Source organism: Picosynechococcus sp. PCC 7003, assembly GCF_001693255.1.
Lineage (GTDB): Bacteria > Cyanobacteriota > Cyanobacteriia > Cyanobacteriales > MRBY01 > MRBY01.
This window is the reverse complement of sequence record NZ_CP016474.1, coordinates 599,081-618,456: the sequence shown is the minus strand read 5'-3', so window position 1 is coordinate 618,456 and position 19,376 is coordinate 599,081. Positions and strand designations below refer to the sequence as shown.

At 49.5% G+C, this 19,376-nt stretch carries 20 protein-coding genes, 1 tRNA gene and 1 other RNA gene; 13 read left to right on the top strand and 9 right to left on the bottom strand.

Features of this window, described 5'->3' with window-relative positions; all coding sequences use genetic code 11:
* Positions 1–101: 101 nt before the first annotated feature.
* The 6 genes from mtnB (at position 102) to AWQ21_RS02880 (ending at position 5,967) form a co-directional block, all read left to right on the top strand.
* On the top strand, positions 102–740 hold the full coding sequence (mtnB, locus tag AWQ21_RS02905; protein ID WP_065713244.1) for a methylthioribulose 1-phosphate dehydratase: 639 nt from the start codon (positions 102–104) through the stop codon (positions 738–740).
* Positions 737–1,267 carry an acireductone dioxygenase gene (locus AWQ21_RS02900; RefSeq protein WP_065713243.1) on the top strand — a complete coding sequence of 177 codons (531 nt, stop codon included), beginning with the start codon at positions 737–739 and terminating at the stop codon, positions 1,265–1,267. The genes mtnB and AWQ21_RS02900 overlap by 4 nt, the downstream gene beginning before the upstream one ends.
* Positions 1,264–1,950, top strand: a complete 687-nt coding sequence (gene mtnC / locus AWQ21_RS02895) for an acireductone synthase (RefSeq protein WP_065713242.1) — start codon at positions 1,264–1,266, stop codon at positions 1,948–1,950. Before AWQ21_RS02900 ends, mtnC begins: the two co-directional genes overlap by 4 nt.
* 238 nt (positions 1,951–2,188) lie before the next feature.
* Positions 2,189–2,821, top strand: a complete 633-nt coding sequence (locus tag AWQ21_RS02890) for a VWA domain-containing protein (RefSeq protein ID WP_065713241.1) — start codon at positions 2,189–2,191, stop codon at positions 2,819–2,821.
* A gap of 109 nt (positions 2,822–2,930) precedes the next feature.
* Positions 2,931–3,143: a DUF2839 domain-containing protein gene (locus AWQ21_RS02885; RefSeq protein WP_065713240.1), complete on the top strand. Its 213-nt coding sequence runs from the start codon at positions 2,931–2,933 to the stop codon at positions 3,141–3,143.
* 298 nt (positions 3,144–3,441) lie between these two features.
* Entirely contained in the window at positions 3,442–5,967 is a 2,526-nt protein-coding gene (locus AWQ21_RS02880; RefSeq protein ID WP_065713239.1) for a glycogen/starch/alpha-glucan phosphorylase, read from the top strand.
* A 109-nt stretch (positions 5,968–6,076) separates the two neighbouring features.
* On the opposite strand, the gene AWQ21_RS02875 is transcribed toward AWQ21_RS02880, so the two are convergent.
* Both AWQ21_RS02875 and AWQ21_RS02870 read right to left on the bottom strand, forming a co-directional pair.
* Complete coding sequence (locus AWQ21_RS02875) at positions 6,077–6,562, bottom strand: DUF1499 domain-containing protein (RefSeq protein ID WP_065713238.1); 486 nt, start codon at positions 6,560–6,562, stop codon at positions 6,077–6,079.
* Between the two features lie 71 nt (positions 6,563–6,633).
* A complete protein-coding gene (locus AWQ21_RS02870) occupies positions 6,634–7,851 on the bottom strand; it encodes a site-2 protease family protein (RefSeq protein WP_065713237.1) in 1,218 nt (405 codons plus the stop codon).
* A gap of 134 nt (positions 7,852–7,985) precedes the next feature.
* On the opposite strand from AWQ21_RS02870, the gene AWQ21_RS02865 reads away from it, so the two are divergent.
* A tRNA-Pro gene (locus tag AWQ21_RS02865) sits at positions 7,986–8,059 on the top strand.
* Positions 8,060–8,149: 90 nt separating this feature from the next.
* On the opposite strand, the gene truB is transcribed toward AWQ21_RS02865, so the two are convergent.
* Positions 8,150–9,046: a tRNA pseudouridine(55) synthase TruB gene (gene truB, locus AWQ21_RS02860; protein WP_397428183.1), complete on the bottom strand. Its 897-nt coding sequence runs from the start codon at positions 9,044–9,046 to the stop codon at positions 8,150–8,152.
* A 203-nt stretch (positions 9,047–9,249) separates the two neighbouring features.
* On the opposite strand from truB, the gene rpaB reads away from it, so the two are divergent.
* A complete protein-coding gene (gene rpaB / locus AWQ21_RS02855; protein WP_065713235.1) occupies positions 9,250–10,002 on the top strand; it encodes a response regulator transcription factor RpaB in 753 nt (250 codons plus the stop codon).
* Positions 10,003–10,027: 25 nt separating this feature from the next.
* Here the strand turns inward: rpaB and rnpB are convergent.
* From rnpB to rplU, 4 genes are all read right to left on the bottom strand, one after another.
* An RNA gene (gene rnpB / locus AWQ21_RS02850) (RNase P RNA component class A) lies at positions 10,028–10,416 on the bottom strand.
* A 23-nt stretch (positions 10,417–10,439) separates the two neighbouring features.
* Positions 10,440–11,075: a bifunctional phosphoribosyl-AMP cyclohydrolase/phosphoribosyl-ATP diphosphatase HisIE gene (gene hisIE / locus AWQ21_RS02845; RefSeq protein ID WP_065713234.1), complete on the bottom strand. Its 636-nt coding sequence runs from the start codon at positions 11,073–11,075 to the stop codon at positions 10,440–10,442.
* Between the two features lie 143 nt (positions 11,076–11,218).
* Positions 11,219–11,485, bottom strand: a complete 267-nt coding sequence (rpmA, locus tag AWQ21_RS02840; protein WP_065713233.1) for a 50S ribosomal protein L27 — start codon at positions 11,483–11,485, stop codon at positions 11,219–11,221.
* A 70-nt stretch (positions 11,486–11,555) separates the two neighbouring features.
* Positions 11,556–11,903 (bottom strand): 50S ribosomal protein L21, encoded by a 348-nt coding sequence (rplU, locus tag AWQ21_RS02835; RefSeq protein WP_065713232.1) that lies wholly within the window; start codon positions 11,901–11,903, stop codon positions 11,556–11,558.
* A 247-nt stretch (positions 11,904–12,150) separates the two neighbouring features.
* Between rplU and AWQ21_RS02830 the strand changes: the two genes are divergently transcribed.
* The gene (locus tag AWQ21_RS02830) at positions 12,151–14,319 is read left to right on the top strand and encodes a DUF3769 domain-containing protein (RefSeq protein WP_232315043.1); all 2,169 of its coding nucleotides are present in this window, start codon (positions 12,151–12,153) and stop codon (positions 14,317–14,319) included.
* 30 nt (positions 14,320–14,349) lie between these two features.
* Here the strand turns inward: AWQ21_RS02830 and surE are convergent, their stop codons facing one another.
* Complete coding sequence (surE, locus tag AWQ21_RS02825) at positions 14,350–15,183, bottom strand: 5'/3'-nucleotidase SurE (protein WP_065713231.1); 834 nt, start codon at positions 15,181–15,183, stop codon at positions 14,350–14,352.
* Positions 15,184–15,282: 99 nt separating this feature from the next.
* On the opposite strand from surE, the gene pheS reads away from it, so the two are divergent.
* The 4 genes from pheS to AWQ21_RS02805 all read left to right on the top strand — a co-directional run bounded on the left by pheS (position 15,283) and on the right by AWQ21_RS02805 (position 18,407).
* Positions 15,283–16,290, top strand: coding sequence for a phenylalanine--tRNA ligase subunit alpha (gene pheS, locus AWQ21_RS02820; RefSeq protein WP_065713230.1), 1,008 nt, complete (start codon positions 15,283–15,285; stop codon positions 16,288–16,290).
* Between the two features lie 89 nt (positions 16,291–16,379).
* Positions 16,380–16,940, top strand: a complete 561-nt coding sequence (locus tag AWQ21_RS02815; protein WP_065713229.1) for a TM2 domain-containing protein — start codon at positions 16,380–16,382, stop codon at positions 16,938–16,940.
* Between the two features lie 96 nt (positions 16,941–17,036).
* On the top strand, positions 17,037–17,387 hold the full coding sequence (locus AWQ21_RS02810) for a DUF4870 domain-containing protein (RefSeq protein WP_065713228.1): 351 nt from the start codon (positions 17,037–17,039) through the stop codon (positions 17,385–17,387).
* A 219-nt stretch (positions 17,388–17,606) separates the two neighbouring features.
* Positions 17,607–18,407, top strand: coding sequence for a response regulator transcription factor (locus AWQ21_RS02805; RefSeq protein WP_065713227.1), 801 nt, complete (start codon positions 17,607–17,609; stop codon positions 18,405–18,407).
* 234 nt (positions 18,408–18,641) lie between these two features.
* On the opposite strand, the gene AWQ21_RS02800 is transcribed toward AWQ21_RS02805, so the two are convergent.
* Entirely contained in the window at positions 18,642–19,373 is a 732-nt protein-coding gene (locus AWQ21_RS02800; protein ID WP_065713226.1) for an ATP-binding cassette domain-containing protein, read from the bottom strand.
* Between the last annotated feature and the right edge of the window lie 3 nt (positions 19,374–19,376).

The window sequence follows — 19,376 nt, the reverse complement described above, 5'->3', positions numbered from 1 at the left end:
GATAAAGTCCCAGCTGTAGCCAGAAATGTTTCGATAACCATGACATCAATCAGTAAAATATTAAGATTTGCTTTTAATTTTTTCGCTTTACTTGTGCCCAAATGTCTTTAGATAATCAGACCCAAAAAGAAAGGCTATGTGCTGTGGTGCGGCAACTCCATCACCAGGGAAAATCCCCGGCCACTTCAACGAATTATTCGTTTTTAGGCGAAGATCAAGTGATTTTTGTCTCCCGCAGTGGCATTGATAAATCTCAATTTCAACCGGAAGATTTTATGGCGGTAGATTCAGCGGGTCTGCCTCTGCCCCCCTACGAAGGGATTAAGCCTTCGGCGGAAACGTTAATTCACTGCTTTATTTACCAAAATTTTCCGGGGATCACCTCTGTGTTACATACTCATTCAGTGGCGGCAACCCTCTTGTCCGGGATGTTTGCCTCGAAACAGGCTGTGACCTTTAGGGGCTATGAGGTGATTAAAGGAATTGCGGGTCAGACAACCCACGAAACGGCGATCGCCTTACCAATTTTTGCCAATGACCAGAACATGGAAGCCTTCTGTCAACAACTCGCCCAACGACAAGAAGAGTTAAGCAATTATGGCTTTTTGATTGCGAAACATGGCCTCTATGCCTGGGGGGAAACAATGGCGATCGCCAAACGTCATCTGGAGGTTTGGGAGTTCATGTTAGAATGCGAGCTTGAGCAATTGAAAATCACGCCCCCCTTGGCTGCCCGATGACGACGTTATATCAGACCGAATCGAAACAAACATTGACCGATACCGCTACGATCAAAGACTTTTTAAAGGGCCATGGTATTTGGTTTGACCAATGGGAAACGCCAGCACAACTCGCCCAAGATGCCTCCCAAGAAGAAATTCTCGCTGCCTATGCCGAAGTGCTTGATCCTTTTATGGTGGCTAATGGTTACCAAAGCGCCGATGTGGTGAATATTCATAGTGGCATTGAAAATTACCCGGCGATCCGCGAAAAATTTCTCGCAGAACATACCCACTCGGAAGATGAAGTGCGTTTTTTTGTCGCTGGTCAGGGTCTGTTTTGGTTTAATCTCGATGGTACAGCCGTATTTAATGTTTGTTGCGAGGCTGGTGATTTAATCTCTGTCCCCCAGGGCACCAAGCACTGGTTTGATGCGGGGCCAGTGCCCAATGTCAAAGCAATTCGTATTTTCTCGGACACCGCCGGTTGGACGCCCCACTACACTGGCTCCCAAGTTGAACAGCAATATCGTGACATCACCCTATGATTCAGTTTGTCTTGATGGACATTGAGGGCACAACGACTTCTGTGAGTTTTGTCTTTGATGTGTTGTTTCCTTACTTCCGGGACAATATCCAAAGCATCGTCAGCCGTGCTGAGGAACCAGAAATTGCCGCAATCCTCAAGCAGGTGCAAGATTTAGCCTTCGCGGAAACCGGAGAATCCCTGGATCAAGCCGGGGCGATCGCCGCCTTACATCAATGGTCAATGGCAGACCGTAAAGTCGCGCCCCTCAAAGCAATGCAGGGTTTTTTGTGGGAAGAGGGCTACAAGAAAGGGGATTTTCGGGGTCATGTTTACCCAGATGTATTGCCCAAACTAAAAGAGTGGCAAAAAGAGGGCATCCAGTTGGGCATTTATTCTTCTGGTTCGGTTAAGGCCCAAAAACTGCTGTTCGGTTACTCTGACTATGGCGATCTCACAGGCTACTTCAATTACTTCTTTGATCTCAAGGTCGGCCAAAAACGAGATGTGCAATCCTACCAGGCGATCGCCCAGGCCGTGCAACTTCCCCCTGAGACAATCCTATTTCTATCGGATGTCCCTGCTGAACTAGATGCGGCAGCCCAAGCCGGATGCCAAACTCGACAACTCGTCCGCCCCGGCACAACCGCTTCCCCGACCCACCAACAAGTTGCCGACTTTAATGCAATTACGTGCCTCCGTTAAAAAGGAGCAAATGCTCTGGATTTTTTGAAAAAGAAAGATTTAAAAACCTTTTGTGCGAGAACGAGTCAATAAAACGCAATTATTAACAAAAAAGAAACAATTTTAGGCTCATTTTAACCAGACTTTATTTGTTGTGAAATGTCCAAAAACTATTGTTACTGAGCCCGTTTTTTCGGGAGAAATTCGCTAGGCTAAAGCAAGGGGAATCCCAAAACCCCACCTGTGACGGAGAAGGCCCATGGTAGATCTTTCAGAAATTTCCTTAGTCGAAAATCGCGACTACACCCTCATCATCGATAAAAGCGGCAGTATGTACACTTGCGATCTGCCCACCTCTGACAAAACCCGTTGGGATGCAGCCCAAGACTCTACCCTCGCCCTTGCCCAGACCTGCGAAAAAATTGACCCCGATGGCATTACGGTTTACCTATTTTCGGGACGGTTCCGGCGTTATGACAATGTCACTGCCGAGAAGGTGACCCAAGTTTACGCTGAAAATGAGCCCATGGGACGGACGGACTTGGCAGCCGTTTTACAAGATGCCCTCGATAACTACTTCCAACGGAAAGAACGAGGAGAAGCCAAACCCAACGGCGAAACATTTTTAGTGATTACCGATGGGGAACCGGACGATAGTAAAGCCGTGATGCGGGTGATTATCGATGCCGCCAATAAAATTGAACGGGATGAAGAAATTGGCATCTCCCTCATTCAAGTGGGTCAAGACCGCAAGGCCAAAGCCTATCTCAAAGCCCTCGATGATCAATTGGGTCAGGCCGGGGCAAAGTTTGATATTGTCGATACCATCACCATTGATGAAATGACGACCATGTCACTCCCAGAAGTGCTATTAAAGGCCTTAATTGATTAAGTTGCTTTAAATTGATTTCTGTAGAGGCGATCGCCGAGGGCCACTTTGATATGATGGCGATCGCAGTACCCACAATGCGAGCAATTCAAACAGTTAGGACAAGAAGACAATGGGAGAAGCAAAGCGCCGCAAGAAATCCATGGGGGAAAACTATGGTAAAGAACAGCGCATTTACCCCTGGTTACCCCTCACCAAAACCCAAGCAGAACAAGCTTACAATCTGACCACAAAAGGTGCCTGGATTGGCATTGGGCTCATGGTCGTACTGTGGGTCACCGTTCGGATCATTGGCCCTGGCTTCGGTTGGTGGGCCGTTGATTAAAAGCTAAGAACGTTTTACGACATCCGTTCCCCAGAACATTTCGACATCTTTCGCTAAAGAAATTTATAAGTCCTGATAATGTCATGTTCTATTAACGATTCTTTTGCATGATTATAAGGACAGACTGCAAAATAGCAGTACAACGGTGGGCCGTAGCAGTACAGAAATTTTCACCATTGACTATTCACTAAAATCATTGACTGAATCATGCGCGTTGTCAGACTACGGGAGCGTCCCTACCACTGCAATGCTACAAACCCGCGACCCTCGTTTATTTTGTTAGGAGTGATAACTTACTGTGCAAACACAACCTTCTACCTCGGCGACTAATTCCCATGGTCTCTCTTCCCTTGGGGGGAGTGGCGATCGCACTGGGATGGACAAAGCAAGTCTCCGCCGTGCTTTTTTCGATCATCTTTTCTATTCCGCCGGCAGCGATAAAGATGCCGCCCAACAACGTGATTACTATGTTGCCCTCGCCAATGTTGTCCGCGATCGCCTGTTAGAACGATGGAAACAAACCGAGCAAACCTACATCGATACCGGTGCCAAAACCGTTTGCTACCTTTCCGCAGAATTTTTGATGGGACGGTACCTGGGTAACAATCTCATTAGCCTCGGAATCTACGAAACCGTCGCCGAAATGCTCGCCGAAAGCAACATCAAACTTGAAGACATTCTCGAAGAAGAAGTAGATCCTGGCTTAGGCAATGGCGGCCTCGGTCGTCTTGCTGCTTGCTTTTTAGATTCCCTTGCCTGCCTCGAAATTCCAGCCATTGGCTACGGGATTCGCTACGAATTTGGTATTTTCCACCAATACATCCGCAACGGTTGGCAAGTGGAAGTGCCCGATAAATGGCTCCGAAACGGCAACCCCTGGGAAATTTGCCGTCAAGCTGAAGCCCTAGAAATTCCCTTTGGGGGCCACACCGAAATTTATCATTGTGATAAAGGCTATCCTTGTGCGGTCTGGGTGCCGGCCCGTCGGGTCAAAGCAGTACCCTACGATACCCCAGTACCAGGCTATAGCAACAATACCGTCAATGTGCTCCGCCTCTGGAGTGCCATGGCAGCAGAAGATGAAGGATTCAACTTCGAAGCCTTTAATGCCGGGGATTATGACGGAGCAGTCGCCAACCAGATTTCCTCAGAAAATATTTCTAAGGTGCTCTATCCCAATGACAACACCCCCCAGGGACGTCAACTGCGCCTAGAACAGCAATTTTTCTTTGTGTCCGCTTCTTTGCAAGACATGATCCGGGCGCACCTGAAGAAGCAGCCCAATCTGGATAATTTCTTTGATTTCTACACCGTTCAACTCAACGATACCCACCCGGCGATCGCCGTTGCTGAGTTGATGCGTCTCTTTATCGATGAACATAGTCTCCCCTGGGATCGCGCTTGGTATATCACCCAAAAAACCCTCGCCTATACCAACCACACCCTGATGCCCGAAGCCCTCGAACGTTGGCCCGTGGAGATGTTCGAGCAGCTCCTGCCCCGCCACCTAGAGATCATTTACGAAATTAATTTCCGCTTCATCGAAAATCTTAAAACCTGGTACGCCGATCACGATGATCTTGATAATCTCATTCAAGAGCTGTCAATCATCGAAGAATATCCCCAAAAATCGATCCGGATGGCGAACTTGGCCTGTGTTGGTAGTCATGCGATCAATGGGGTTGCTGCTCTCCATACAGAGCTACTGAAATCCGACACCCTCAAGGGATTTGCCCGCATTTGGCCAGAGAAATTCTACAACAAAACTAATGGGGTCACGCCCCGCCGTTGGATCCGCCAGTGCAATCCCAAACTCGCGAATCTAATTTCTAGCAAGATCGGCACCGGTTGGATCAAAAACCTAGAACAGGTACAACGCATCGAAGAATTTGTGGATGATCCAGAGTTCCGTCGTCAGTGGCGCGAAATCAAGCATCAAAATAAAGTTAAGCTGGCCAGTTACATTGAGCACCACAACGGTATTGAGATCAATCCTGACTCAATTTTCGATATCCAAGTGAAGCGCATCCACGAATATAAGCGTCAACTGCTGGATGTACTATTCATCATCACCCTCTACAACCGCATCAAGCACAATCCGGCGATCAATATGGTGCCCCGGACGATGATCTTCGGTGGTAAGGCCGCACCGGGCTATTTCATGGCGAAATTGATCATTAAATTGGTCAATGCCGTGGCAGAGGTGGTCAACAATGACCCCGATACCCACAATCGCCTCAAGGTGGTCTTTATGGAAAACTTTAATGTTTCCCTTGGCCAGAAGATCTATCCGGCCGCAGACCTCTCGGAACAGATTTCCACCGCCGGGAAAGAAGCCTCTGGGACGGGCAACATGAAGTTTGCGATGAACGGTGCTCTAACCATTGGCACGCTGGATGGAGCCAATATCGAAATCCGGGAGGAAGTGGGGGCTGATAATTTCTTCCTCTTTGGCCTCACGGCGGAGGAAGTCTCTCATCTCAAGGCCAGTGGCTATGACCCGATGCATTATTACAACAACAATGCGGAACTCAAAGGTGTCATTGACCGGATTGCCCGGGGTGATTTCTCCCATGGGGACACGGAAATGTTTAAACCGATCGTGGATTCTCTACTGTACAACGATCAATATGTGTTGTTGGCGGATTATGAATCCTACGTCGAACGTCAACAAGACGTGGCGAATGCCTACACGGAGACGGAACGGTGGACGCGGATGTCGATCCTGAATGCAGCTCGGGTGGGCAAATTTTCGTCTGACCGCACCATTGATGAGTATGTGAAGGAAATCTGGTGTGCTAAACCTGTCTCGGTCAAGCTATAGATCTTGAGCGGCGATCGCCTGTTGGATGGCAGCAACTGAAATAGTTTAGTAAGAAGTGGGTCACGCTAGCGGCCCACTTTTTTTAGGGATCAAGTAAGGCAGAGTGTCGTTAACTTTGGGCAATACCTAAATCCTGAAGGGCAAGGCGAATTTGTTCAAGGCGACGACGGTTAACACCGAGATCAGATTCCCCAAGGCGAGATGCTGAACGCATTTGGATGACGGGTTCTGTTTCTGGAAAGTAGAATTCCACATCATCCACAAAGCCAAATAAACGACTGCTGGATTCGGCCCGGAGATAGTTTTCGGTTTGGGTGATGATTTCTGTGCGGGGGACAACTCCTAAAACCTGAACAACAGCTTGGTAGGCTTGTTGGCGATCGCCTGCGTAGATAATCGGTGCAATTTGATGCTCCCCATCACCGCTCTGGCTCACCACACAATTGGGGGTACTGGGACAAGGCGCGAGATGTCCGGCTTCGACCCCTAAATTCGTTGGTCGTTGGCCCGCAAAAGGGGAAGCAGCAAAACTCGGTAGTGGCGATATGGCCCAGAGACAAAGAGCAAAGCAAAGGATCAAAAAACGACTCAGCATATTCGAAAAATCTTGGAGACAACATCCCCTATGCTAGACAAAATCCGTTCATGCCGTTTGGTTCATGGCCATTAACTTTCAAAGGGTTGTAGTTGTTGGGCGATTTCCACTAAAGGAAAACCACTGGGATAGACCCGCTCACTGCGAATTCGTTGGAGTTCCTGGGCGGGCAGGTTAATGTTGTATTCCTTGGCGATCGCCTGGACGATTTGCGCGCGGTCGATGATCCCCGCCACAGCCCCCGCCGGAGAAAGCACAGTGATAAAGGGTTCTTCCAGGGTTTCGAGGGCACAGATAACCGTGGCGAGGTTGTCCTGTTCCGTCACCGAGGGAATTTTGTCTAGGGGCACGGCGATCGCCATTAGTTCTAGCTGATCCCATTGGCTACGCTCAAGGCGATGGAGACTCTTGGGTTGGATCAAGCCCCGGTAGCGGCCTTCGGAACTGGCATAGGTGGGGCAAGTGGGATGGGGTGATAAAACAAGGTACTGTTCAGCAAACTCCCGTAGAGACAAATGGGCATTAACCACCCGAAATTCTCGGCTCATGGCGGTCCCGGCGGTCAAGGTCAAAAGGAGATTTTGAAGATCGCTCAAGCGTTCGTAAGCATCGGCGTTGCGCAACACAAACCAGCCAATGAGCGCCAACCATAACCCTCCTAATTCACCGACCAACAACACCGCCAATAATCCAAAGGCGATCGCCACCGTCCCTAATAACTTTCCACTGGCAGCGGCATAGCGAATTCCTTTGAGGCGATCGCCCGTCCATTTCCAGACGATTGCCTTGAACATTTGCCCCCCATCCAGGGGCAGCCCCGGAATTAAGTTAAACAGCGCCAAGACCAAATTTAACCGAGCTAGATCCCGCACCAAAAAAGTACCTGCACCGCCGAGGGGAGCATATTGCCACAGCACCCAAAACAAACCAAATAACGTAACACTCACCAATGGCCCGGCGATCGCCACTGCAAAAGCTGCTAAAGGAGTTTGGGACTCACGGTCGATGGAGGCTACTCCGCCAAAAAGAAAGAGGGTGATCGATTTGACGCTAATCCCCTGGGACTTGGCCACGAGGCTATGGCCCAATTCGTGGAGTAAGACGGAGCCAAACAACAGTAACGCCATGGCAAAACCCAGACCAACGGCCATGAGGGGGGATTGCACCAATCCTTGCCCGAGGACATCATTGGCATCCACCGCCGTAATGAGAACTAAAATTACAAACCAAGAGCGATCTAGATATAACGGAATCCCAAACAGTGATCCCACTTGCCAGTTTTTTTGCATAGCACGCACAAGACCAGTCGGCGATGATGGTGAGGGTCACTGTGATCATAGCAACTTTAGGCGATCGCCTTTTTTTCAAAAAAGCCCTTGCCATTTCCTAAAACGCCCTCTATAATGTAACACTGTTGACAAAACGGGGCGTAGCGCAGCTTGGTAGCGCACCACTTTGGGGTAGTGGGGGTCGTGGGTTCAAATCCCGCCGCTCCGATACCAAAAAAATTTCATCATCACCCCCGAAAAACTTCTGGATAACCCGGAAGTTTTTTTGTTTCTAGGGGAAGAAATCACGGGCGATCGCCTAACGACCGATTAAGACCACTCGCCCCGCCAAGACTCGTTCACTCGGATTATCTTTACTAGGGCGAAACTCCCCCACACCGAGACAGTTATGGCCCTGATCATAAATCGCCAACGGTTCCCCTAGGGGATCGGCCAACGCCACTTCCCAACTAATTTTTTGTCCATAGCTCCACTGGGTTACCTGGACTTCGTTTAAAATGACGGCTGGTAAATGGGCCAACGCCTGATCTGGGTCGAGACAAGCAAACGTTCCCGCTTCCCGCTGGGCAGCAACCTCTTCTAAACTTAAACTATCCTCTAGGTCAAACCCTCCACTGCGAGTCCGCGTTAAACCCGCTAAGGTGGCCCCGACGCCTAACCGTTCACCGAGATCCCTGGCGATCGCCCGGATGTAAGTCCCTTCTCCACAGCAAATTTCTAGGGTCAGTTCTGGAAAATCCCCCGGCTGCCACGCCTTAATTTGCAAGTCATAAATTTCTACCTGGCGACTAGGCACATCTACAGCTATCCCCTGGCGAGCCAACTCGTACAACCGTTTCCCATCCCGCTGGATCGCACTGAAAGCTGGGGGGATTTGGGTAATCATGCCGAGAAAGTCTGGTAAAACCCGCTGAATTTCCGCCAAAGTTAAAGCTCCACAGGCTTCCTGGCTGATTACTTCCCCTTCTAAGTCATCTGTAGTTGTCTTGACCCCAAAACGGACAACCCCTTGATACATTTTTTGTTTCGGCAAATATTGCAAAAGACGCGTTGCCTTCCCCACCGCAACGGGCAAAACCCCCGTGGCCATTGGATCGAGGGTACCGCCATGACCGATCTTTCTCAGACCCAGGAGTCGCCGCAGTTTCCCGACACAATCATGGGAAGTCCAGCCAGGCGGTTTTTGCAAATTAATAAAGCCCCACCCGCTAAATGCTGATCCTGTCCGTTGTTGATTCAAATGGCCCCCTTTTTTTCGTCACCAATGGCAATGAGCCTTTGTATTTTGCCCTATCTTGGCTTGGCACGACAAAAAGGATCTTGCTATACTTCTTGTAACGAAATGTAAAGAATCATTTCTAAGAAATCCCACCGTTGCAACAAGGAGTCCCGTCCATCGTGGTAGACAACAAGGCAACCATCCTCGTAGTCGATGACGAAATCGCCGTACGTCGTATCTTACAAACTCGTTTATCCATGATTGGCTACGACATTATCACTGCTGCCGATGGTGATGAAGCCCTCGATATTTTCTGGCGTGAAGATCCCGATTTAGTCATCCTGGATGTGATGATGCCCAAGCGCGATGGGTATTATGTCTGCCAAGAAATTCGCCGCGAGTCCAGCACACCGATCATTATGCTGACGGCCCTTGGGGATGTGGCCGATCGGATCACAGGGTTGCGCTTTGGGGCAGATGATTATTTGATCAAACCATTTTCACCCAAGGAATTGGAGGTGCGCATCCAGTGCATTCTGCGACGCACCCAAAAAACGCTGCCCCCAACGGAGGAAGCAGGCATTTTACGGACGGCCAATTTGGTGATTGATACGAATCGCCGCAAGGTCACCCAAAATAATAAGCCCCTGCGGTTAACCCACATTGAGTTTAATTTGCTGGAATTGCTCGTTAACCAAGCAGGGCAACCCCTAAGTCGCACAGATATTTTGACAGCGATCTGGGGCTATGTGCCGCGTCGCCACAGTGATTTGCGGGTGGTGGATGTCCATGTATCACGTCTACGCTCCAAGATTGAGCAGGATCCACGCCAACCAGAATTTATCATCACGGAACGGGGTACAGGCTATCTATTTCGAAAACTGCCAGTGGCGATCGCCTCGAATGTGTCTTCTTCTGTAGCGGCGTCGTAATTTATTAGTTGATTTTAAAAAAAGTCCAGGAGAGTTAGACATAAGCCGGGTTCTGTTCTCTTGCAGCGCAAAAGGGCAGTTATCTATCTAGGATGACTGTTACCAGTCACCTCCAGCGGCACTCCAAATTATGGGATCGGAAAAAGACCAACCATCATCCCACCGTCCTTGCTCCCAACCGGGGTTTACCGAGCCAGCACCTCACGATACTGCTGGTGCGCTCTTACCGCACCTTTGCACCCTTACCAGATAGATTAGGCGAACCTAATGCTAATCTTCGGCGGTATGTTTCTGTGGCACTATCCTCACGCTCACGCGCACTGGGCGTTACCCAGCAAGTCTGGTCTTTGGGGAGCCCGGACTTTCCTCAGAGCTGAACTCAAGGTCAACCCTGCAACTGCCGCGCTAACTCTCCTACTGGTTAGTGTAGCGGTATTTTATTTCCGGCGTCTATCTTGGAGCTTTTTATAGACGTCTCGCAGTTCTACGCCATGGTAGGCGATCGCCACGAGGGAGTGATAAAACAGATCGGCCACTTCCCCGGCGATGTCGTCTTTGTCATCGTCTTTACAGGCCATCACCACTTCGGCAGCTTCTTCACCAATTTTTTTGAGGATTTTATTATCCCCTGCTTCAAAGAGGCTGTTGGTATAGGAACCGAGTTGGGGATTGTCCCGGCGATCGCGAATCACATTAAACACTTCTGAGAGGGTGTCAGCAGAGGGCGCGGACTTCGTGCTGTCTACCTGGTGGAAACAGCTCCGTTCCCCTGTGTGGCAGGCAATATCACCAATCTGCTCAATGGACATCAAGATCGCATCACTGTCACAGTCATAGCGGAGGGATTGCACCTTTTGAATGTGTCCAGAGGTGGCCCCTTTGTGCCAAAGTTCTTGGCGGGAACGACTCCAATACCAAGCCTCTCCCGTTTCCATGGTTTTTGTGAGGGATTCTTGGTTCATCCAGGCCAACATGAGCACAGTGCCATCAAGATAATCCTGGGCGATCGCCGGCACCAATCCCTGCTCATTAAAACGCACCTGATCCAGTGGGATAGCACCACGTAAACTCATTTTGACGATCTCCAATCTCTAAAAATAAATAACTTGTTTGGGCAGAACGATGCCAATAAAAAAGAAAGCCCAGATTTTGAGCTTTCCTAGTATAAACTGTGGGGTTTTGTTCCCCAATTCTTCAGAAACGTTTGCTAAAAAACTTAAGCAGAAGCATCTGCGGGGTAAACACTGACCTTACGGCGGCCACGCTTGTAGTGTTCGAACTTGACGATGCCATCAACAAGGGCAAACAGGGTATCATCGCTACCACGACCAACATTGTTGCCGGGGTGGACTTTGGTGCCCCGTTGGCGAATGAGGATGCTGCCAGAGGTTACGGTTTCACCACCATAGCGTTTTACGCCGAGTCTTTGGGCGCGAGAGTCGCGGCCGTTTCTCGTACTACCAGTACCTTTCTTATGTGCCATGGGAATTCTCCAGTTGCTAGAAATCTAGGGATTTATTGTAACAGTGAACTATTGCCGACTGTTGAGGGAATTAGGCGTCTGCTTTAGCCGCAACAACGGTGCCACCAACTTTGATGCTATCGATCATGAAGCGGGTGAAGTATTGACGGTGACCCCGCTTTTTACGGGTTTTCTTCTTGGGCAGCATTTTGTAAACCAGCACTTTCTTGGCCCGGCGCTGATCCACAACCGTCCCTTCAACGGTTGCACCGTCGATGTAGGGTTGACCGACAGTGACGCCATTGTCATCGCTGATCAATAGCACTTTATCAATGGTGTGGTTGCCATCGACTTCGATATCCAGTCTTTCGATATCGTAGAAACGACCGGGCTCGACACGCACCTGCTTGCCGCCGGTTTCAATAATTGCGTAGCTCATAAAAAATAATATTTTTCTATAGGGTTGCCGTACAGGTAGCAATCGCATTTAAGTCTGTCTTTTCACAAAGTCAAGGCTGGCGATCGCATTTTTACTGTGTCACCTGATCCGAGCAGGATATAAAGACACAATCATCTAATATAGATTTAACTTGTGGGTTTCGTCAAATCCTAGCACCGGACAAAATCATTGCCCGAAAAAAACAAAATTACGTGTGGTGCTGAAATTAGGGATTAGGATAGATTTTGTGTCATTTCCTTTGCGGGTGAGTACTGTTATGTCTGCGATCGCCGTCCTTTGTACATTGAATTGTGCTGTGATGCCTGTGGTGGCAGAGCCGTTGATGCAGACGGGCCAAGGCTCACCAATGGCGCAATTACCAGGGGGCGTAGCGGCCCAGGAAATTGTGCTGGAAGGGGAAATGAACTATGGCGAAATTCAAATTCAAGACCGTACCGGCCAGCAGCAACAATTTTCCTTAGAAGCGGCTCCGACCGAGGGGGCTACGGATGTCGAGGCAGTCCCTACTCCCCCAGCGGTGCTCGAAGTGATCAGCGATCGCCAAGAATATAATGAGCAAACCCAAGTGGTGACAGCCATGGGGAATGTGATTGTCCGGTTCCAGGAAGCCGTTCTCAGTGCCGACCAACTCCAGATTAATCTCAATAGCAAATTGGCGATCGCCAAAGGAGATGTCGCCCTACGTCGCGGGCAACAGATTTTACGGGGCGAACAATTTACCTATTTCTTTGTGCAAAATCGTGGCCAAATCCAACAGGCAGAAGGGGAAATTTCCCAAACGACCTTAAATCAAGATTTAGGCGTGCGGCCGACGCGCTTTGGCGTCAGTAGCAATCCGGCGGTGCTTTTAAATGAACGGCTGTTACTCAATCAACCGGCAACGGGGGTCATGGGTGAAGATGGGATTAGCTTTGTCCTGGGGAGTGGGCGAGACATTGGCACCCGTAACATTGATACCCAAAACAATACGATTAATCGGGTGCGCTTTCAGGCCGAGTCGGTGGAATTTGTGGGCGATCGCTGGGAAGCAAAAAATATCAGCATCACCAATGATCCCTTTTCACCACCGGAACTACAGCTAGTAGCAGACACGGCAACCTATCAGAAAGTAGACGAATTTAACGACGAGCTCGTCACCACCAAAACCCGCCTCGTCATTGATAACAATGTTTCTTTGCCCGTCTTTCCGCGCACCTTCCGCTTTGGCGAATCCGAAGGGATCTTTAGCCAGGTTTCCTTTGGCTACGACGATGAAGAACGGGGGGGCTTATTTCTCCAGCGACGTTTTTCCCTCTATCGCAGCGCCCAGGGCCGCTGGACGGTAACGCCTCAATATCTCCTCCAGAAGGCTTGGTTCCCGGATACGATCCTCGCAGAAACAGAAGATGATGATGCCGGGGAAATTTTGGCTCCTGGGCTATTTGCAGTCAGCAGTAAGTTTGACTATCGGTTTAATCCACGGGTGTCATTTGCGGCCCGGGGCTCCTTAGAAAATCTCAAGCTGGATAATTTCAAAGATAAACTTGAGTTAAATTTTCGCCTCGAACAGCAGCTCGGCAATTTAGATAATCCCTTTCGCCTTAGTCAGGAATTCAACTACCGCGATCGCCTTTTTAATGGTTCCCTTGGCTTTCAGCGGGTACAACGCAGCCTAGGGATTGTCCTGCGATCGCCCCGCTATATCCTTGGAGATTCTGGCTTTGCAGTAGATTTTCAAACCAGTGTGCAAAATATCGAAGCCGATACCGACCGCCCAGAATTATTAGAACCTGGCGTGGGACAAGATCAAGTTAACCTGACTCGTTACCAAGGCTCCTTTAACCTCGACCATCGTTTCCCCCTCTGGAACGGTGAACCACTGCCGCCGACTCGCTTTGAAGGGTTACGCTACAGTCCGAGGCCCATTGTTCCCTACGTTTCTCTGGTGACGGGGTTACAGGGGGTAGCTGGGGTTTATAGCAATGGCGATCGCCAAAATTCTCTCCGGGGGAAAATCGGCATCGAAGGCCAATTTGGTCGCTTTGCCGGGAACAGTTTTGACTACACAGGCTTTAACCTCAGCTACACCAATAGCGTCCTCAGTGATGAATTGTCTCCATTTCTTTTTGACCGGGCCGTTGACCAGCGCACCCTCGAATTTGGCCTGACCCAACAACTCTATGGCCCCTTCCGGGTGGGTTTCCAGACGGCGATCAACCTTGATCGTGAAGAAGCCATTAGTACCGATTATTTCCTTGAATATAGCCGTCGCACCCACGGCGTACTCTTACGCTACAATCCCGTCCTGGAAATTGGTTCAGTGAATATCACGATCAATAGCTTCAATTGGAACGGCTCCACAGATCCCTTTACCAACGAGGAAATTCGGCCTGTCAACGATGGGGTAACGCCGTGACAAATTCATAGAGCTTTTTAGTAAAAGAGCCTAAATTTGCCAATCTTCCTGGGCAAGGGTTTGAATGCGGTGGAGATCATTCATGATGTACTGCAAAGGCGTGATGGTAATGTAGCCAGCGGCGATCGCCTGGACATCCGTCGGAAAATCCAAGGGAATATTCGGCTCATCCGGTTGGGGTAATTCTTCGATCACTTCCCCAGACAGCCAATAGTAGGTTTTGCCGCGCGGATCTTGACGTTTCTGGAATTGCTCAATGTAACGGCGCAACCCCTGGCGCGTAATTTTCACCCCAGCAATCTCTTCCTTCGTCAGGTTGGGCACATTGATATTCAACAAAACTGGCGCATCCTGGTTGGCATTGGCCCAGTGGGGACGTTTTTCCATCAGTTGACAGAGGAGCTTTACTGCGAAATCAGCGGCAGGTTGAAAATTATGGCTGGTGTAATCGGCGAGACTAAAGGCGATGCTGTGGATACCTTCTAATAATCCTTCCATCGCCGCCGAAACCGTCCCGGAATACAGGACATCAGTCCCCAGATTAGAGCCGTGGTTAATGCCAGAAAGGACAAAATCAGGGCGCTCCTTGAGGACAGCACTGAGGGCAAATTTGACACAATCTGATGGCGTGCCAGAACAACTCCAAGCGGTGACACGGGGATCAAAAATTCCTTCGACAATTTCCGTGCGGATCGGGCGGTGGAGCGTTAAACCATGCCCTGTGGCAGACCGTTCCCGGTCAGGGCAAACAACGGTGACTTGGTGACCTGCTTCGGCAAGGGTATTGGCAAGGGTGCGGATCCCCAGGGCGGAGATGCCATCATCGTTACTGATTAATAAATTCAGCGGCGTAGCAGGTGTCATGGGTTTGTGGTGGGAAATTAACGTTTTTTTATTATCAAGGACGGTTTACACTGTTAGGGTCTTCACCATCGAAACAAGTTTAGTCGCACTCTTTTTGGCATGACCACTTCTACTTTGACCCAAATCGAATCTGATTTGCAAACGTTACAACGGGAGGCGATTCAGGCGATCGCCACGGCGACAGATCTCGACGCCCTCGAAAAATTGCGGGTCAACTACCTCGGCAAGAAGGGTCAACTGTCCCAAATCCTCCGGGGCATGGGGAAACTCTCCGCTGAAGAACGGCCAAAAATCGGGGCGATCGCAAACCAAGTCAAAGAAGCCCTCCAGGGGGATCTCGATGCTAAGCTTGATGCTCTTCAAAAAGCAAAAATCGAAGCCCAACTCAAGGCCGAAACCCTCGATGTGACCATGCCCGGTGTTGGTCGTCCCCTGGGAAAAATGCACCCGCTCCAGAGCACCATTGACCGGGTCTTAGATATTTTTGTCGGTATGGGCTATACCGTCGCCGAAGGCCCCCAAATCGAGACAGACTATTACAACTTCGAAGCGTTAAATACTCCCGCTGATCACCCCGCCCGGGACATGCAGGATACCTTTTATCTGCCTGGCGATCGCCTGTTACGCACCCACACTTCCTCGGTGCAGATCCGCCACATGGAACAAAACGAACCCCCTTTAAGGATCGTTGCCCCTGGGCGCGTTTACCGTCGCGATACCGTCGATGCCACCCACTCCGCCGTGTTCCACCAGATTGAACTCCTGGCGATTGATAAGAATCTGAAATTCACGGATCTCAAGGGCACCCTCAAGGAATTCTTGCGGCAAATGTTTGGCGAAGATCTAGAGGTGACTTTCCGGGCCAGCTACTTCCCCTTCACTGAACCCTCCGCCGAAGTGGATGTGAAATGGCAGGGTAAATGGCTGGAGGTGATGGGTTGCGGCATGGTTGATCCCAATGTTCTCAAGGCCGTCGGTTATGACCCGGAAGTTTATACCGGTTTTGCGGCCGGGCTAGGGGTAGAGCGCTTTGCTATGGTCTTGCATAAGCTTGATGATATTCGCCGTTTATATAACAGTGATCTACGCTTTTTGCGTCAGTTCTAGGCCGTTTTAGGCTGGGGTTTCTACAATAGGGGGAAAGGCGATCGTCTGGTTGATTGCCAATGTCCGCTTAGTATGACCAAGAACCCTGCATGAGACAGAAAAGTACAGCCGCAGTGTTAGCCTTTTTTCTTGGAGGGGTAGGAGGCCACAAGTTCTACCTAGGAGAAACTGGTTGGGGCATTGTCTATGCTATTTCTGGGCTTTCTTTTGGGATTGTGATTACCACTATTGTCAGCTTCATCGAAGCCATTGGTCTCTTGAAAATGTCCCAGGATGACTTTGACAAAAAGTACAATAGCAAAACCTTAATGGGTCATGAATCACGGCAACTCACCAACCACGCGACTCCACCCCAGGTGATTGTGAATATCGGGGATCAGGCGATCGCCGCCAATCAACAGAATGTGACCTCCAGTTTGTCCCCAGAGGCTGCTCGCGATCAGAACATTGCCAAAGAAGCCCTTGATCGCCGCATTCTTAAATTTTGCCAAACCAAAGGTGAAGTTACCCTCCTAGACTGCTTCCTTGAAATCGAAGAAGTCCCAAGAAACATCCTCGAATCTCACCTAGAAAACTTGGTGCGGGCAGAATTTTTACAAATGACGAATCGTGCTACCGATGGCAAAATTGTTTATCGTTTAGACAACTGATGGATGTCTTTCAGCTTTCAAAGCGTAACATTCATAACAACGATTTAACCTTCATTTAAAAAACACGACTTTATTAAATCCAGGAGGATTCAGGTTATGACTTTTGATCCCGATAAAAGAAAACTGCTTTCGAGTCTCTGCCACGGAGCCATTTTTATTAACTATACATTTGTCTCCATTGGGATTCCGGTTGCTTTGTTACTTGTGAGTGAAGATCCCGTTGTTAAGGCCAATGCAAAAGAATCCCTCAATCTCCACCTCAACCTCTGGGTTGGTTGGGCGATCGCCGGTTTTTGCGCGGCTACCGTAATCCTGATTCCCATTGCAATCATCCTGGCCATTCCCCTACTACTCCTGAGCTTTGTGATGCCAATTTTGGCGATTTTAAAAATTCTCGGCAACCCAGCCGCAGAATATCGCTATCCTTTCATCATCCATATTCTGTAACTAAAATGACGACGTTTGACTTCGTTCTTTCGCCTTTTTTTATCAAGTTAAGCTTAAATAATCATTAAGATACATGATCCATTTAGGTGAATTTTTAAGATTGTGATTTGCGACAATTGATCGAGTCCAAAGAAACAGTTAAGACGTAACCACGGTTACAATTTGTTGACATTAACTTTGTTAACGTAGGAGCAACAATCGCAAGGAAGTCAAACCATCGTGACTTTAATCTCTGTTGCCATCATCGAAGGAAATCCCCATTTGAGGTCACTGCTTGGGTGGCATCTTCAACAAGCCAACTATGCCATTTACCAAGCAGCAAATCTCAATCAGTCGCGGCGCGTCTTTGAACAGCACATGCCTGCCTTGGTTCTCCTAGACTCGGAATTGCCGGACGGGGATGGCCTCGAACTCTGCCGTTGGTTACGCCAAAATACCCAGGCAATTGTGCTTATTTTGTCGGCGAAAAACACAGAAAAAGATGTCGTCGCAGGGTTAAAGGCCGGGGCCGATGACTATTTAACCAAGCCCTTTGGGATGCAAGAACTTTTAGCACGGGTAGAAGCCTTGACGCGGCGGATTCGGGCCGTGAGTGCGCCCCTCCAACTCGATTATGGTGAGTTGCGCATTGATCTTGTGCAGCGACGGGTACAATTCCGAGGTCTGTTCATTGATTTAACGCCCCAAGAATTTAGTTTGTTGTATGTGCTCGCCCAGGCTAATGGGGAACCCCTCAGCCGCTCGGAATTGCTGCGGCGGGCTTGGCCGGATGCCATTGATAATCCCCGCACCATCGACACCCATGTGTTGTCCCTGCGGAAAAAAATTGAACAGGATCCGCGTCAGCCCAATTTGATTCAAACGGTGCGCAATGTGGGTTATCGTTTCAACTTGGACGGAATTGGGTCTAATCTCGGCAATGGCAATGCAACTTTAGAACCTGCCGCAACGCCAACTCGCTCAAGCCACCCAAAAATTAAAACCCGGACACCCATTCGTGAACTCGTGAACCAGGGGTGAACTACCCCGCCGCAAGCGGACGGAGCTTCCTGTTTCAATGGGATGCGCTTTTTACCCCTAAAGATAGCAAGTCTTATCATCCCTCACCAGGCAGGAGTCCTAGTTCCTAAGACCCATACTTTTTCTTGCAACACGTCCCTTTAGCTTGGTTTTCACTTTGGGAGTTGGTGGTCAAGATGATTCTATTGTACGCCGTAAGCGGCGGGGAATTTACCCTGAGAGATTAAAGGGTCGTCACCAAGCTTCGGTATTAGAGGATTGACGACTTTGGAGGCTTTGCTGGATTACTGACCAAGGAATTGGGGGATTATCACTGTGGTGCTTGATTTGGCCTTGGTCGAGATAAAGCAATTTTGTTGCGAGTTGTTGGGCAAAGTTTAGGTTGTGGGTAGAAATGACTAAGGGAGTATTGTGCTGGGCTTGATACTTTAACAACAGAGCAATCAGGGTTTGGATACGACCTAAATCTAGGGCGGCGGTGGGTTCGTCTAGGAGGAGAATTTGGGGTTCACAGAGGAGTGCCCTGGCGATCGCCACCCATTGTTTTTGGCCGCCGGATAGGAGTGCTTCGTGGCGGTCTAACCATTCTGGGGGAATATCCAGTTGATCTTGCCACTGTTGCCAATGTTTACGAATGGTTGGGGCCGATTGTTTCCGCAACTGGAGTGGATACCATAGGGCGTCCTTGACGGTCATGCCGAGAAGGCGCGACTCCTGGGGCACGAGGGCAATGTGTTGCCGCAGGACAACGGGATTGTAGGCACTGTATGGTCGGCCTTGGAAAGTGAGGCGGCCTGTGGTGGGACTCTGGAGTTGGTTGAGGCAGTGGAGGAGAGTGGTTTTACCGGAACCCGATGGCCCCACCAGCACCAGGCGATCGCCTGGCTCTAGGGCAAAGGAAATGTCCCGGAGAATATCCCGAGGCCCAAGGGTCAGGGTAAGTTGCTCAACCGTTAAAATCGCCATGGA

Excerpts from the sequence above, each read along its gene's own strand:
- rpmA (WP_065713233.1), bottom strand. The coding sequence starts at position 11,485 with ATGGCACATAAGAAAGGTACTGGTAGTACGAGAAACGGCCGCGACTCT.
- AWQ21_RS02875 (WP_065713238.1), bottom strand. The coding sequence starts at position 6,562 with ATGCTGAGTCGTTTTTTGATCCTTTGCTTTGCTCTTTGTCTCTGGGCC.
- AWQ21_RS02815 (WP_065713229.1), top strand. The coding sequence starts at position 16,380 with ATGAGACAGAAAAGTACAGCCGCAGTGTTAGCCTTTTTTCTTGGAGGG.
- mtnC (WP_065713242.1), top strand. The coding sequence starts at position 1,264 with ATGATTCAGTTTGTCTTGATGGACATTGAGGGCACAACGACTTCTGTG.
- rplU (WP_065713232.1), bottom strand. The coding sequence starts at position 11,903 with ATGAGCTACGCAATTATTGAAACCGGCGGCAAGCAGGTGCGTGTCGAG.
- AWQ21_RS02890 (WP_065713241.1), top strand. The coding sequence starts at position 2,189 with ATGGTAGATCTTTCAGAAATTTCCTTAGTCGAAAATCGCGACTACACC.
- pheS (WP_065713230.1), top strand. The coding sequence starts at position 15,283 with ATGACCACTTCTACTTTGACCCAAATCGAATCTGATTTGCAAACGTTA.
- hisIE (WP_065713234.1), bottom strand. The coding sequence starts at position 11,075 with ATGAGTTTACGTGGTGCTATCCCACTGGATCAGGTGCGTTTTAATGAG.
- AWQ21_RS02870 (WP_065713237.1), bottom strand. The coding sequence starts at position 7,851 with ATGCAAAAAAACTGGCAAGTGGGATCACTGTTTGGGATTCCGTTATAT.
- mtnB (WP_065713244.1), top strand. The coding sequence starts at position 102 with ATGTCTTTAGATAATCAGACCCAAAAAGAAAGGCTATGTGCTGTGGTG.
- AWQ21_RS02800 (WP_065713226.1), bottom strand. The coding sequence starts at position 19,373 with ATGGCGATTTTAACGGTTGAGCAACTTACCCTGACCCTTGGGCCTCGG.
- surE (WP_065713231.1), bottom strand. The coding sequence starts at position 15,183 with ATGACACCTGCTACGCCGCTGAATTTATTAATCAGTAACGATGATGGC.
- AWQ21_RS02810 (WP_065713228.1), top strand. The coding sequence starts at position 17,037 with ATGACTTTTGATCCCGATAAAAGAAAACTGCTTTCGAGTCTCTGCCAC.
- AWQ21_RS02900 (WP_065713243.1), top strand. The coding sequence starts at position 737 with ATGACGACGTTATATCAGACCGAATCGAAACAAACATTGACCGATACC.
- AWQ21_RS02885 (WP_065713240.1), top strand. The coding sequence starts at position 2,931 with ATGGGAGAAGCAAAGCGCCGCAAGAAATCCATGGGGGAAAACTATGGT.